Consider the following 12,862-nt stretch of genomic DNA (forward strand, 5'->3'; position numbering starts at 1 on the left):
CGAGCATCGGTATTCCCGGCATGCTTTCGGCCGGGATCCATCGACAGCGCGGGGTGGATTCCGGCCAAGAGCACGCCGGAAATACGAGGGTGCGCACGCTAGGGGTGCGGGGCTGCGCACGCCAAGGGAACGAGGCTGCATGCCCGGGTATGAAGCTGCACGCTGGGTATGAGGTTGCACGCCGGGTGCGAGGCTGCACGCCGGGTGCGAGGCTGCACGCCGGGTGCGAGGCTGCACGCCGGGTGCGAGGCTGCACGCCGGGTGCGAGGCTGCACGCCGGGTGCGAGGCTGCACGCCGGGGTACGGGACTGTGGTGGGTCAGCTGGTGGTGAGCACGGCACGCAGCTGCGCAAGGTCTGTGGACGAAAGTCCTTGGGCGCGCAACCATTCCGCTGCTCCTCCGTGGTCGGCGTGCAGGTTGTGCAGGAAGCGCATCATGGTGTCGGCGTCGACGGCGAGGATGCCGGTGCCCGCCGATGGGAGGCCGTGGTACGAGGGGAGGGCGTCGAGCCGGTCCCGCACCCGCTGCATGCGTTCGTTGGTGAGTTCGTAATCGGCGGCGATGGTTTCGGCGGGCACACCCACGGCATCCAGGAGTACCGCGGCCAGCACACCCGTGCGGTCCTTGCCCGCGGCGCAGTGGAAGACCACGGCGTGGCGGTCGGAGTCGGCCATCAGCCGCGCCGCCGCCACGAGTTCGCCCGCGCTGCCCGCCAGCAGCTGTCCGTACAGCTCCACCAGGTCCACCCGTGACTTGTCGGGCACCAGATCGCGTGCGGCCAAGGACGATTGCGGCGACTTGCGCACCGGCAGGTTCGCGACCCGCACCGGCGCAGCGGCCAGCGGTCCGTAGCCCTCGCGTTCCACCTCGTCGGGCAGCCGCAGGTCGATGAGGGTGCGCAGCCCGATCGGCCCCAGCAGCGCGGCCAGATCGGATTCGCTGGCGTGCTGCAGCGTGCTGGACCGGTAGGCGACGCCGAAACGCGTGGCGCCACCGCCGGTTACGGGCAGTCCACCCAGGTCCCGGACATTGTCGATGCCCTCGAAGTCCACCCATCGCCGCGCCGCCGCGGGGCGCCCGGTGTCAGTGCGCACGACCGGCCGCCGCCTCCTCGGCCCGGCTCAGGCCGCACAGCCCGATCAGGTCCTCGTGCAGTTCGAACCACACCGTGTGATAGCTGTCCAGCACCGGACGCGCCACCCACGCGTGGTCTCCGGCGGCGATGCGTTCGACGGCGACCTCCAGCCGCTCCCCGTAGCGGTCGAGGCGCGGCGCGAGGGCGGCGAACCGCCGGGTCAGCGGGCGCACCCGCCGGTGCAGGTCGGTGAGCCGGTCCAGCACGGCCGCATCGTATTCGGTGTCGCCGTGGTCGTTGACCGTGTCCGGGTCCTTCATCTGCCAGGCGGTGACGATCTCCTTCAACTCCGCGTTCACCACACAGAAGTCCTCGTAGGCCGCGGCGACGGCGGCGCGGTCGACGCCCGAACGCTCCTGTGCCAGTTGCCGTTCCAGCTCGCCGCGCCCCTCGGGCGTGAGCCGCACACCGGCGGGCGTGCTCGCGCACAGTCCGCGATCCACCAGATCCGCACAGCGGATCTCCAGTTCGGCCGCGGCGCAACCCAGGCTGGCGGCGGCGGTCTCCTCGCGCACGCGACCCTTCACGCCGATCAACCTCAGCAGGTCCAGCTCGCTGACCTCGCGCGATTGCCGCTGCACCACAGTGGTTTCGGCATCCGTACCGTCGAGCCGGTCGGCCAGCCGCTCCGGATCGACGCCCGCCCACCGCGCCAGCTGCCGCACATCGCCGAGGGTCGCGGGGTCGACGGCCTTCCCCGCGACCTCCCCCGCCCACACCACACCGGCACCGCCGTCGACGGTGACCGTCCGGCCCACCAGGGCCGCAACCACTCCGGCGCCGCAGCCGACCACGCACGGACGCCCGAGCTCACGGCTCACCAGCGCCGCATGCGAGGTCGCGCCCCCGAGTTCGGTGACGACGGCGCGCGCGGCGATCATCCCGTGCAGGTCGTCGGGGCTGGTGGTGGGCCGGGCCAGGATCACGTCCTCGCCCGCCTGCGCGCGGGCCTCCGCCTCCGCCGGATCGGTCATCACGATTCCGGAAGCCAGTCCGGGACAGGCGGATTCGCCGCGCGCCAGGGCCGGGCCGTCGTGGTCGACCGAGGACGGGCGCAGCACCGCGCGAACCTGGTCCGCGGTGATGCGGGCCAGGGCCTGCCGCGGTTCGAGCAGCCCCTCTCCGGCCATCGCGACCGCGGCCCGCAGCGCCGCGCGCGGCGACCGCTTCGCCGGACGCGATTGCAGCAGCCACAGCGTGCCCGATTGCACGGTGAACTCGATGTCCTGGATATCGCGGCCGTCGCGTTCCAGCAGATCGGCCGCCGCGAGCAGCCGCCGGTGCGCCTCGGGCTGGCTATCGCCGAGTTCGGCCAGCGGCCGCGGCGTGACGCGGCCCGACACCACGTCCTCACCCTGCCCGCCGACCAGCCATTCGCCGTAGGCCGGGCCGTCGCCGGTATTGGGGTTGCGGCTGAACAGGACCCCGGTGCCCGAGCGGTCGTCCAGATTTCCGAACACCATGGCCTGCACCGTGACCGCGGTGCCGAGGGTGTCCGGGATATCGCGATTGGCCCGATAGGTCCGGGCCCGCTGGGAATCCCACGACCGGAACACCGCAATGATCGCCGCACGCAGTTGCTGCCAAGGATCGTGCGGTACCGCGCCGTTCGGGTCGCCGAGTACGGTCTCGCGATACTGCGCCAGGAACCGCTCGTGGGTGTCGTCGGCGTAGGCGGGATTTCGAGTCTCCACCGCCAGCGCCTGCGCGACATCGGTATTGATGCCGAGGTTCAGGACGGTATCCATCATGCCCGGCATGCTGACCGCCGCCCCCGAACGCACCGAGACCAGCAGCGGTTTGCGCACCGAGCCGAAGGTGCGCCCGGTGCCGTGCTCGAGCTCCGCGATGCCGTTGCCGATCGCGCGCCAGAGCGCATCCGCGATCTCCCCGCGCTCGGTGAATTCGGCCCACGCGTCCGTGGTCAGCACGAATGCGGGCGGCACGGGCAGCCCGAGGCCGCGCATGTGATTGATGCTCCAGGCCTTGCCGCCGATGTGCTCGCGCGGCAGCGCACACGTGCCGTCGAGCCCGACGACGGTCCCGGCCGCGCTGTCGCGTCGGTGGGCAAGCTCCGCTCCTGCGGTCATATCACTCCTTCGTCGTCGTGGAATCATGGGTTCGCCCAGCGCATCCTTCGGCTGTCAGGCGCCCGCGACGCCGGTCGTAGGACGAGAGTGCCGCGCGATCGCCCGCGGCCAGTACCGAAGGTCCCGCTCAGCAGGATGGGCGGACCCCCTACCGGTCGGCGAAATCCACCCGATCGACGGCCCACCGGCGCCCCGCGCGGCTATGCTCGGGCCGGGTCGGGAGACACGACCGCAGAGGAGCGACGACCATGCGGCGAACGATCAACCGAATTCTGCTGGGCCTCTGTGCCGCCGGACTGGCGAGCGTGGCATTCGCCGGACCCGCTGCCGCGTATCCGGTCGGGCCGTGGGGCGTGGAGGGGCCCTGTAAGGGCCGGGAGCCGAACCAATGTCCGTTCAGCCACTCGGAAGACGGCCTGACCTGGTCCTATCGCGGCGTCAGCTGGAACTACGACAAGTACGGCGACTTCGTGTGCAGCTCGGACCAGTTCTGGTGCGGGCCGCTGATGGTGGTGGTCCGCGCACTGCCACCGACACCGTTCGGAGCGTGGCTGCCCGGCTGAGTCCCGGATCCCGCTGGCCGGGACTCGCCGTGTGAATGGCGCGGTGCCCGGCCCGGCGTGCGGCAGCATGGGGTTCATGGACCGGCCGGAAGCGGTATCGACCGGCGGTGATGGGCCACCGGCCGACGCGCGGACGATTCCGGGACTACTCGCGGACCGGGCGCGGCGATATTCGTCGGCGGTGGCCATTTCCGGGCCGGACGGCCGGATGACCTACGCCGAATTGCACCGGGCGGCAATCGATGTCACCCGCGCGGCCATGGCCGTCGGCCTACGCCCCGGCGATCGAGCGGCGATCTGGGCGCCCAACAGCGCGCGGTGGATCGTGACGGCGCTCGGGTTGCTGGGCGCGGGGGCCGTGCTGGTGCCGGTCGGTACCCGGCTACGCGGGCCGGAGGCGGCCGAGATCCTGGCGCGGACCAGGTGCCGGGCGTTGTTCACGGTGCGCGGATTTCTGGGCATCGACTATCTGCGGATGCTTGACGAAACTGGTTGTGAATTACGCGATCTCGAGACTTGCGTGCTTTTCTCCGACAGCACCGGCGACTCGCCGACACCGGTCGATGGCGGCCGATCACCAGCGGTGCCCAGAGGCACCTTCTTGGTCTCGTGGTCGGAGTTCATCGAGAATGGTTGTGGCACAGCGCTGGACGATGCCGAGGGTCGCGCTTCGTCCGTGGCACCCGAGGCGATCAGCGACATCCTGTTCACCTCCGGCACCACCGGGGCGCCGAAGGGCGTGCTGGCCACCCACCAGCAGACCCTCGCCGTGTTCCACCGGTGGGCGACGGTGGTCACCCTGCGCCATGGCGACCGGTATCTGCTGGTCAACCCGTTCTCACACACCTTCGGCTACAAGGCCGGAATCATCGCCTGCCTGCTGCGCGCGGCGACGATGGTGCCCGTAGACCGCTTCGATCCCCGTCGGTTCGGGCACACGATCGAGCGCGAGCGAATTACCGTCCTGGCGGGCCCGCCAACGCTTTTCGGTGATCTGCTCGAGTCCGGGCAGCGATGGCCGACGGTGCGGCTGGCCGGGACGGGCGGGGCCGCGATCCCGGTCTCACTGGTCGAGCGCATGCGCCGCGACCTGGGAATCCCGCAGGTGTTCACGGCGTACGGCCTCACGGAATCGGTCGGCGTGGTGGCTGTCTGCCCGCCGGACGCACCCGCCGAGCTGGTCGCCACCACGGTGGGAAAACGGCTGCCGGACTCGGAGATTCGCATAGTGGGACCGGACGGCGAGCCGATGCCGCCGGGCACACCGGGCGAGATCGTCGTCCGCGGCCCCAACGTGATGCACGGCTACCTCGACGATCCCGACGCCACCGCGGACGCGATCGACGCCGCGGGCTGGTTGCACACCGGCGATATCGGCGTCCTGGACGGCGACGGCTACCTGAGCATCACCGACCGCCTGAAGGACATGTTCATCGTCGGCGGGTTCAACGCCTACCCGGCCGAGATCGAGCGAATCCTGCTGCGGCATCCCGATATTCGCGATGCCGCCGTGGTCGGAGTCCCCGATCCCCGGCTCGGTGAGGTAGGTGTCGCGTTCCTCGTGCCCGCCGATCCCGCCCGCGTCGACGCGTCCGCGATTCTCGATTGGGCTCGCACCCGATTGGCCGGATACAAGGTCCCGCGCGGGGTCCGCTTCGTCGACGCCCTCCCCCGCAATACCGGAGGAAAGGTCCGCAAGAACGAATTACGTTCCCTGCTGGCGGATTCCGAGCGTCCGGCCGATTGCTGACGGCCGCCCCTAGCCCTCCGGGTAGAAGACGAACAGTGTGCAGCCGGTCGTGGTCGCGGGCACGTGCCAGGACCCGGCCGGAGCGTGCAGGAACGTCCCCGGCGGGTAGTCGCGGGCGCCGTCGTTGAAGGTGCCCGCGACCACGTAGACCTCCTCGGGACCGGGCTCGTGGACGTCGCGGTCCGGCCACGACGTGCCCGGGTCCATCTCCAGCACATTGGCGTGCGCTCCGGAGGCGCCCTGCCACAGCGGACGGACCCGAATCCCCGGGAAGATCTCGCGGACAGGGGCGTCGGTGACGGCGACGGAGGTGTAGCCCTCCTGGTCGAGAATCTCGGATTGCATAGCTGTCACAGTGCCGCACGCCACGACACCCGAACAGTGTCAGGAAAGACGTCATGGGGTACTTTTCTGCCATGCATCGTGTAGTCGCCCTGGTGCGGCCGGTGCAGTCGACGTTCGAACTCGGCTGTGCCGTCGAGGTCTTCGGCACCGAGCGGGCCGGGGTGCCGCAGCACTACGAATTCGAGGTATGCACCGAGACGCCCGGCTTGGTACCGACATCGGCGGGGTACTCGATCTCGGTGCCGAAGGGCCTGTCGGCGCTCGCCTCCGCCGACACCGTACTGATCCCCGGCTGGACCCCGGCGGAGACACCGCTGCCGCCCCGCGTGCACCGCGCGCTGGTGCGGGCGCACGCCCGCGGGGCGCGCCTGGTCACCATCTGCTCCGGCGTGTTCGCGCTGGCCCGCACGGGGCTACTGGACGGCCGCTCCGCCACCACACACTGGGCCCGAGCCGCACAGCTGCAGCGCGAGTTCCCCCGAGTGCGCGTGGAGCCGGACCGGCTCTACGTGGACCACGGCGACGTCGCCACGAGCGCCGGCGCGGGCGCGGGGATCGACCTGTGCCTGCACCTCGTCCGGGAGGACCACGGCGCCGCCCATGCCGCGCTCCTCGCGCGGCACATGGTGCTGCCGCCGCACCGCGAGGGCGGCCAGGTCCAATACGCCACGCCCGTACCGCCCTCGGACGCGCTGGGCGGACTCCTCGACTGGGCCGGGGCACGCCTGGGAACACCGCTGTCGGTGGACGACCTGGCCGCGCACCTCAACGTCTCGTCCCGCACCCTCGCCCGGCGCTTCGCCGATCAGCTCGGCACCAGTCCGGGCGCCTGGCTGCTATCGCGCCGCGTCGCCGAGGCCCGCACGCTCCTGGAACAGACGGACCTGCCGGTCGACGCGATCGCCACCCGGGTCGGCCTCGCCTCGGCGGTCAATCTGCGGCGCCGCTTCCGCGCCCAGGTCGGCACGACCCCGGGCGCGTACCGGCGGGCCTTCCGGACCGCATAACGAAACCGTCCCGCCCGACACTGCCCCGGCGCCTTCGCCGCGTGCCCGGTTTCAGCCAAATTTCCGATCCGCGTACGTGTTCCGGAGAAATAATCGAAGGCCGGGCACCCCCGGGAATATCCGGTGGCATGGCCCACCCGGCGGTACCGTGGCCTCAGTGCCGGATGTTTCGTCGACGCCCGTAACGGCATACGTGCCATACCGTCCGAGAGGGAGTGCCGCCGTGGGGAGACCGCTGACCCAGCTCGAAATGCTCATCGAACTCGAACCGATCGCGGAGCAGAACCTGAACCGCCACCTGTCGCTGGCGAAGGCCTGGCACCCGCACGACTACGTGCCCTGGAACGACGGCCGCAATTTCGCCGCGATGGGCGGGACCGACTGGGACCCGGAGCAATCGCGGCTGTCCGAGGTCGCCAAGGCGGCGATGATCACCAACCTGCTCACCGAGGACAATCTGCCGTCGTACCACCGGGTCATCTCCGAGAACTTCTCCGAGGACGGCGCCTGGGGGACCTGGGTCGGCCGCTGGACCGCCGAGGAGAACCGGCACGGCATCGTGATGCGCGACTACCTCGTCGTCACCCGCGGCGTCGACCCGGTGGAACTCGAGCAGGCCCGAATGCTTTCCATGACAACCGGTTTCGATCCGCTGGCGGCGGTGCAGGAGGCCGATGTCGATCCGGACCGGCTCCACAACGCCGGCTTCCTGCACGCCATGGCGTACGTGACCTTCCAGGAGCTCGCCACCAGGCTCAGCCACCGCAACACCGGCAAGGTCTGCAACGATCCGATCGCCGACAAGATGCTGCAACGCATCGCGGCGGACGAGAACCTGCACATGATCTTCTACCGCAACATGTGCGGCGCCGCCCTGGACCTGGCGCCCGACCAGGCCCTGGACGCAATCACACTGATGCTCACCAACTTCCAGATGCCCGGCGCGGGCAACCCGAACTTCCGCCGCCACGGATCCCTGATGGCCAAGCACGGCATCTACGACATGCGCCAGCATCTGGAGGAGGTCGTTATGCCGGTCCTGCGCATCTGGAAGGTCTTCGAGCGCAACGACTTCACAGCCGAGGGCGAGCAAACCCGTGAGGAGCTTGCCGCCTTCCTCGCCAAGTACGAGAAGGACACGGCCCGATTCGAGGAGCAGAGAGACCGCATCGCCGCCCGCAAGGCGGCAAAGTCCGCGTCGTCCTGAATCCAGCGGCCCGGTCGCCCGAGCAACGGCGACCGGGGCCGAGTCACGACCGGAGCGCTAGGTTCGGAGCGAACCCGCCGGACGGTCGTCATCGAGCACGCTGGTCGCGGTCGAACCGGGGCTCCGGATCGCCCCCACGACAAGGACGGTCACCATCGCCAGCAGGCCCGCGCACACCATCACGGTCGCCGTCGACGAGGCATCGACGACCCGACCGCCCACCAGCGCCCCCATCGCCAGGGTCGCCTGAAACGAGGCTGTGAACAGCACGGATGCCGCCTCCGGGGCGTGCGGCGCCGAGCGGGCGAACCAGGTCTGCGAACAGGCCGGAACGGTGCCGTAGGCCAGCCCCCACACGATCAGCAGCACGAGCGCACCGGCCGGCCAGCGGCCGAGCACCGGCAGCAGCACCGTACCCACCGCGATCAATCCAGCGCTCGCGGCCAGTGTCCCGCGCAGGCTGCGCGCCAGCGTGCGGCTCGTCGCCAGCGTCCCGGCCACGCCCGCCACACCGTAGACGAGCAGGAACCCGCCGACGGTACCGTCGTCCACTCCGGTGGTATCGCGGAGGAACGGCGCGAGGTAGGTGTAGGCCGCGAAGTGCGCGACGACAACGAGCGCGGTCACGACCAGCCCCGTCCGCACCCCGGTCCCCGGCTTCCGCAACAGCCCCAGAAGCACTGCGGCACTGGTCACTTGAAGCGCGGGCAGCCGCGGCAGCGTGCACCGCAACGCGATCGCCCCCGCGACCGACAGACCGCACAGCACCGCGAACGGCAGGCGCCACCCGAACGCCTGGCCCAGCTGCGTGCCCAGCGGCACGCCCAGCACCGATCCGACGGGCACTGCCGCGAAGAAGATCGCGGTCGCCGCCGTCACGGCGCCGGGCGGCACCAGCCGCGGCGACAACCCGGCGCCGATCGACCAGTACCCGCCGATCACCAGCCCGACCAGCGCCCGCCCCACCAGCACCAGCCAGAACGCGGGCGCGGCGAGGCAGAGCAGGTTGGCGAGCGCCAGGATCAGCAGGAATACCACCAGCATGCGGCGGCGATCCAGGCGCCTGGTGGCGACGGTCGCCAGCGGGGCGCTCACCAGCGCGGTCAGCCCCGGCAGGGTCAGCAGCAGCCCGCCGACACCCGAGGATACGGCGTAGTCGGCGACGATCGGATTCAGCAGTCCGACCGGCAGGATCTCGCTGGTGACGATGACGAAGATGCCGAACGACAGGCACCACACACCCGCCCAGCGCGGCGGCGAAAGCCGTTGGTGCCGTGAGCTTTCGATAGTGACGGACACAATGTCCCTTCCGGTTGTCCTGGATTCGTCTGCGTGGCGCCGACATCCAGTACACCGGCGGCATCCGAGTGGATCCGGCGGGTTTCGGTCGTCAATCGTGGACCGCCGTCCCTAGGACACTTCCTTCTTCATCTGCGCGGTGAGCAGCACCTGATACCCGGACCCGAAGATCCTCGGCAGCCAGTCCATCGCCCGCGCATCCGCGCCGACGAGGATCTTGGCCTTGTTCTTGCGGATCCCGGCCAGGATGGCCTCGGCCGCCCGCTCCGGCGTGGTCTTCGCCAGCCGGTCGAAGTTGGCCGCCAGCGCGTCGCGGTCACGGTCGCCGCCCGCGCGCGCCTTCCACGCGATGCCGGTCTTGATCATCCCGGGATGCACGGAGCTGACGCCGACGCGGTGTCCCGCGATCTTCATCTCCTGGCGCAGCGCATCGGTGAAGCCGCGCATAGCGAATTTCGTTGCACTGTACGCACTTTGGCTCGGGCAGGCGGCGAGCCCGAACATGCTGGACACGTTCGCGATATGCCCGTCACCGGAGGCGATCACGTGCGGGAGGAACGCCTTGGTCCCGTGCATCACACCCCAGAAGTTGATGCCGACGATCCACTCGAAATCCTCCCAGCTGAGCTCCTCGACATTCGCCGTCAGCGAGACACCCGCGTTGTTCACCACCAGGTTGACCCGGTCGAAGTCGGCGACCACCTCCTCGGCGTGCCGGTACACCGCCGCGCGGTCGGTGACGTCGAGCCGGTAGGCGCGGGCCCGGGCGCCCTCCTTCTCACACAGCGCCGCGGTCTCGGCGACGTTGTCGAGGTTGCGGCCCGACAGCGCCAGCCGGGCGCCGCGCCGTGCCAGCTCCAGCGCCAGCGCCCGGCCGATTCCCGCGCCCGCGCCGGTGATCACGGCGGTCTTGTCCTGAAATGTCTGCACCGCGAATGTCCTTGTCCTACTCCGGCTCCCGAGAGCGCGGAACTCAGTGGGTGGTGAAGCCGCCGTCGGCGACGAATTCGGAGCCCGTGCTGTAGCCGGACTCGTCGGAAACGAGGAACAGCACCAGATTCGCCAGCTCCTCCGGGGTTCCGGCGCGTGGCAGCGGCTGGTCGTGGAACATCGAGTTCGAGCGGGTCGAATCCGCGGTCATCTCGGTGGCCACCACGCCCGGATGCACCGAATTGACCCGAATACCCAAGGGGCCGAACTCCTGTGCGGCGGCCTTGGTCATGCCCCGCACGGCCCATTTCGACGCCACATAGCCGAGGATGTTGGTGAAGGAGATGATGCCGCCGATCGAGGAGATGTTGACGATCGAGCCGCCTCCGGCCCGGCGCATCGACGGCACAACGGATTTCATGCCGAGGAACACGCCGAGCTGGTTGACGTCGATCACCCGGCGATAGTCCGACTCGGACAGGGTCTCGATCGGGTCGACGTGCACGATTCCGGCGTTGTTCACCAGCCCCGACACCGGACCGAACACCGACTCCGCATGCGCCACGACATCGATCCAGGCGGCCTCGTCGGTGACGTCGTGCGGCAGGAACACCGCCGACGAACCCAGTTCCGCCGCAACGGCTTTACCCTCGTCGACGAGCACGTCGGTCAGCACCACCGACGCGCCCTCCGCGACGAGCCGCCTGGCGAACGCCGCCCCCATCCCCCGCGCCCCGCCGGTCACGATGACCGTCCTGCCGTCGACCCTGCCCATCGTCAGTCCTCACTCTCGTCGTGCTTCGCCGGAGCCGGTGTCGCGCCGCGGGCGAGATGATCGGCGGCGATGTAGCCGAAGGTCATGGCCGGGCCGATGGTGGCGCCCGCACCGGCGTAGTCGTTACCCATGACGGCGGCCGAATTGTTGCCTGCCGCATACAATCCCGCGATCGGCCGACCGTTGTCGTCGAGCACCCGCGCGTATTCGTCGGTGACCAGGCCGCCCTTGGTACCCAGGTCGCCGGGCACCATCTCGACCGCGTAGAACGGGCCGCGCTCGAGCGGCGCCAGGCACGGGTTCGGGCGCACGGTCGGATCCCCGTAGTAGCGGTCGTAAGCGGAGTCGCCGCGGCCGTAGTCCTCGTCGCGCCCGCCGCGGGCGAAGCCGTTGAACCGCTCCACGGTGGTGGCCAGCGCCGCCGCCGGAATCCCGAGCCGCTCGGCCAATCCGGCCAGCGTATCGGCCTGTTTGATGATTCCGGCGTCGAGGTATTTCTTCGGGATCGGCTGCCGGGGGAAGTTGCCCAGGAACAGGTACCGGTCGCGGAAGCGCTGGTCCATGAGGAAGTACGCTGGGATGTGGCCGACACCGGCGGCGTGCTGCTCGTACATGCGGTGCACCACGTTCACATACGGCGCCGATTCGTTGACGAACCGCTCACCGGCGTGATTGACCATGATGCCGCCCGGCTGCGCCCGCTCGGCCAGGCAGAAGAACGGCGGTCCGTCCGGATTGCGCACCGACGGACCCCACCAGGCGTCGTCCATGAGATCGACTGCGCCACCGGCCTTCTGGCCCGCGACGATGCCCTCGCCGACATTCTCGGTGGCGCCGACGGTCCACTCCGTGGACTGCGGACCGGACAGATACTGCCTGCGCATGTCGAGGTTGTGCTCGAAGCCGCCCGCCCCCAGCACGACACCGCGGCGGGCGCGGATGATCACCGGGGCACCTTGATGTTCCGCGCGCACCCCGACCACGGCGTCGCCCTCGACGATCAGTTCGGTGAGCGGGGTACTCAGCCAGACCGGCACCCCGGCGTCGCGCAGCGACAGCCACAGCCGCGCCGCCAGCGCCTTGCCCAGGCTCAGCGGCAGCCGCCCGCGCAGCTTGTTCGCCACCGCCTGCAGGCCGACCTTGACCGCGGTGCGCTTACCCGCCCAGGTGCGGGCGATCATGTTCAGATCGTGGAAATCGCTGACGGTGAAGGCGATTCCCTTCGGACCGGCCATGGTCGGCTGATTGATCTTGTGCAGATCCCCGCCGAGCAGCCGCCCGTCGATCGGCGCCGGTTCGATGCTGCGGCCCTGCGCCAGCCCGCCCGGAAACTCCGGGTGGTAGTCGGAGTAGCCGCGGTCGTAGACGAAATCCCAATACCGGCTACGCGCACCTAGACAGCGCATCATCTCCGGCCCCTGATCCAGGAACGCGCGCTGCTTCACCTCCGGAACACGATCACCCACAACGGCTTTCAAGTACGTGCGGGCCAACTCCGGACTGTCGGGAACGCCCGCCGCCCGCAGCACCGGGTTGTTCGGGATCCAGATGCCGCCGCCCGACCGCGCCGTGGATCCGCCGAAGCTGCGGCTCTTCTCGATCAACGTCACCGACAACCCGCGGTAGGCGGCGGTCAGCGCGGCGGTCATCCCCGCCGCGCCGGAGCCGACCACCACCACATCGAACTCGAATTCCTGTGTCATCCGTCCTTCTTCGCGTCTGTGGGCGCGACCGCGGCCGCCGGGCCCGGAGCGGCACCC

At 70.0% G+C, this 12,862-nt stretch carries 11 protein-coding genes; 4 read left to right on the forward strand and 7 right to left on the reverse strand.

The genetic code is table 11. The annotated features are described in order from the left end of the window. Positions 1 to 318: 318 nt before the first annotated feature. Both NM1_RS18165 and NM1_RS18170 read right to left on the reverse strand, forming a co-directional pair. Complete coding sequence (locus tag NM1_RS18165) at positions 319 to 1,095, reverse strand: tyrosine-protein phosphatase (protein ID WP_068021044.1); 777 nt, start codon at positions 1,093 to 1,095, stop codon at positions 319 to 321. Beyond that, positions 1,085 to 3,226 carry a pyruvate, phosphate dikinase gene (locus NM1_RS18170; protein WP_068021045.1) on the reverse strand — a complete coding sequence of 714 codons (2,142 nt, stop codon included), beginning with the start codon at positions 3,224 to 3,226 and terminating at the stop codon, positions 1,085 to 1,087. The genes NM1_RS18165 and NM1_RS18170 overlap by 11 nt, the downstream gene beginning before the upstream one ends. Positions 3,227 to 3,474: 248 nt before the next feature. Between NM1_RS18170 and NM1_RS18175 the strand changes: the two genes are divergently transcribed. Further along, a complete protein-coding gene (locus tag NM1_RS18175) occupies positions 3,475 to 3,789 on the forward strand; it encodes a hypothetical protein (protein ID WP_068021047.1) in 315 nt (104 codons plus the stop codon). Positions 3,790 to 3,865: 76 nt separating this feature from the next. Then, complete coding sequence (locus NM1_RS18180; RefSeq protein WP_068021225.1) at positions 3,866 to 5,539, forward strand: AMP-binding protein; 1,674 nt, start codon at positions 3,866 to 3,868, stop codon at positions 5,537 to 5,539. Positions 5,540 to 5,548: 9 nt separating this feature from the next. On the opposite strand, the gene NM1_RS18185 is transcribed toward NM1_RS18180, so the two are convergent. Beyond that, positions 5,549 to 5,884 carry a cupin domain-containing protein gene (locus tag NM1_RS18185; RefSeq protein ID WP_068021049.1) on the reverse strand — a complete coding sequence of 112 codons (336 nt, stop codon included), beginning with the start codon at positions 5,882 to 5,884 and terminating at the stop codon, positions 5,549 to 5,551. A 71-nt stretch (positions 5,885 to 5,955) separates the two neighbouring features. Here NM1_RS18185 and NM1_RS18190 point away from each other — a divergent pair, with 71 nt between their 5' ends. Together NM1_RS18190 and NM1_RS18195 are read left to right on the forward strand one after the other, a co-directional pair. Beyond that, positions 5,956 to 6,891 (forward strand): GlxA family transcriptional regulator, encoded by a 936-nt coding sequence (locus NM1_RS18190; RefSeq protein ID WP_068021227.1) that lies wholly within the window; start codon positions 5,956 to 5,958, stop codon positions 6,889 to 6,891. Positions 6,892 to 7,114: 223 nt separating this feature from the next. Beyond that, the gene (locus NM1_RS18195) at positions 7,115 to 8,098 is read left to right on the forward strand and encodes an acyl-ACP desaturase (protein ID WP_068021051.1); all 984 of its coding nucleotides are present in this window, start codon (positions 7,115 to 7,117) and stop codon (positions 8,096 to 8,098) included. Between the two features lie 57 nt (positions 8,099 to 8,155). Here the strand turns inward: NM1_RS18195 and NM1_RS18200 are convergent, their stop codons facing one another. From NM1_RS18200 to kstD, 4 genes are all read right to left on the reverse strand, one after another. After that, positions 8,156 to 9,397, reverse strand: coding sequence for an MFS transporter (locus tag NM1_RS18200; protein WP_211339336.1), 1,242 nt, complete (start codon positions 9,395 to 9,397; stop codon positions 8,156 to 8,158). Positions 9,398 to 9,508: 111 nt separating this feature from the next. Beyond that, complete coding sequence (locus NM1_RS18205; protein ID WP_068021055.1) at positions 9,509 to 10,327, reverse strand: SDR family NAD(P)-dependent oxidoreductase; 819 nt, start codon at positions 10,325 to 10,327, stop codon at positions 9,509 to 9,511. A 43-nt stretch (positions 10,328 to 10,370) separates the two neighbouring features. Then, entirely contained in the window at positions 10,371 to 11,102 is a 732-nt protein-coding gene (locus NM1_RS18210) for a glucose 1-dehydrogenase (RefSeq protein WP_068021056.1), read from the reverse strand. A gap of 2 nt (positions 11,103 to 11,104) precedes the next feature. After that, positions 11,105 to 12,805 (reverse strand): 3-oxosteroid 1-dehydrogenase, encoded by a 1,701-nt coding sequence (gene kstD / locus NM1_RS18215; protein WP_068021058.1) that lies wholly within the window; start codon positions 12,803 to 12,805, stop codon positions 11,105 to 11,107. Positions 12,806 to 12,862: the final 57 nt, after the last annotated feature.

The organism is Nocardia mexicana NBRC 108244, assembly GCF_001613165.1.
In the GTDB taxonomy this organism is placed as follows: domain Bacteria; phylum Actinomycetota; class Actinomycetes; order Mycobacteriales; family Mycobacteriaceae; genus Nocardia; species Nocardia mexicana.